The organism is Pedobacter nyackensis (assembly GCF_032678475.1).
Taxonomy (GTDB): Bacteria; Bacteroidota; Bacteroidia; order Sphingobacteriales; family Sphingobacteriaceae; genus Pedobacter; species Pedobacter nyackensis_A.
Genome location: NZ_JAVTSF010000018.1, coordinates 1 through 876, shown reverse-complemented (window position 1 = coordinate 876; position 876 = coordinate 1). Strand labels below are relative to the sequence as shown.

Below are 876 nucleotides of genomic sequence, written 5' to 3'. Positions count from 1 at the left end.
GTACCATTGGCAATAGTAAGGTCGTCATTGGTAAAACCTGTAATTGCTTCGCTGAAAGTAATGGTTACCGTTGGTGTTTTGCCAATATTTAAGGCCGCATCAGCCACAACTATTGTAGCAGTAGGACGTGTAGTGTCAATTGCGTAGTTAGCGGAAGAGGTGTTACCTGTTCCAGCATTGCCAGATGAAACAGCTGTTACGCCTGTATTATCCAAAGTGATCACATTGGTTAGGTCTGTAATTCCGATTGTAGGTGTAAGCGTAGCTTTCCAGGTGATGCCTCCATCTGTAGAATTCACTGCGCTTAGTGTACCATTGGCAATAGTGAGGTCGGCATTGGTAAATCCTGTAACAGCTTCGCTGAAAGTAATGGTTACCGTTGGTGTTTCGCCAATACTTAAAGCAGCATCAGCCATAACTATGGTAGCTGTAGGTCGTTTAGTATCAATCGCGTAATTGTTGGAATTGGTAATGCCGGTTCCTGTATTACCTGCAAGATCAGTAACCCCTGTATTATCTAAAGTGATTACATTACTTAAGTCTGTAATTCCAACTGCAGGTGTAAACGTAGCTTCCCAGGTGATGCCTGCGTCTGAAGAACTAACCGAGCTTAGCGTACCATTAGCAATGGTGAGGTCGTCATTGGTAAATCCTGTAACGGCTTCGCTGAAGGTAATGGTTACCGTTGGCGTTTCGCCAATACTTAAAACATTATCAGCTATAACTATAGTAGCTGTAGGCCGGTTAGTATCAATTGCGTAATTGTTAGAATTGGTATTGCCTGCTCCTGTATTACCTGAAAGATCAGTAACACCTGTATTATCTAAAGTGATCAGATTGGTTGGCTCTGTAATTCCCACTGCAGGTGTAAGTGTC

At 42.9% G+C, this 876-nt stretch carries 1 protein-coding gene; it reads right to left on the bottom strand.

Annotated elements, in window-relative coordinates:
* Positions 1 to 876, bottom strand: an 876-nt coding sequence (locus R2Q84_RS25195) for an Ig-like domain-containing protein (RefSeq protein WP_316819376.1), incomplete at both ends; no start/stop codon positions are given.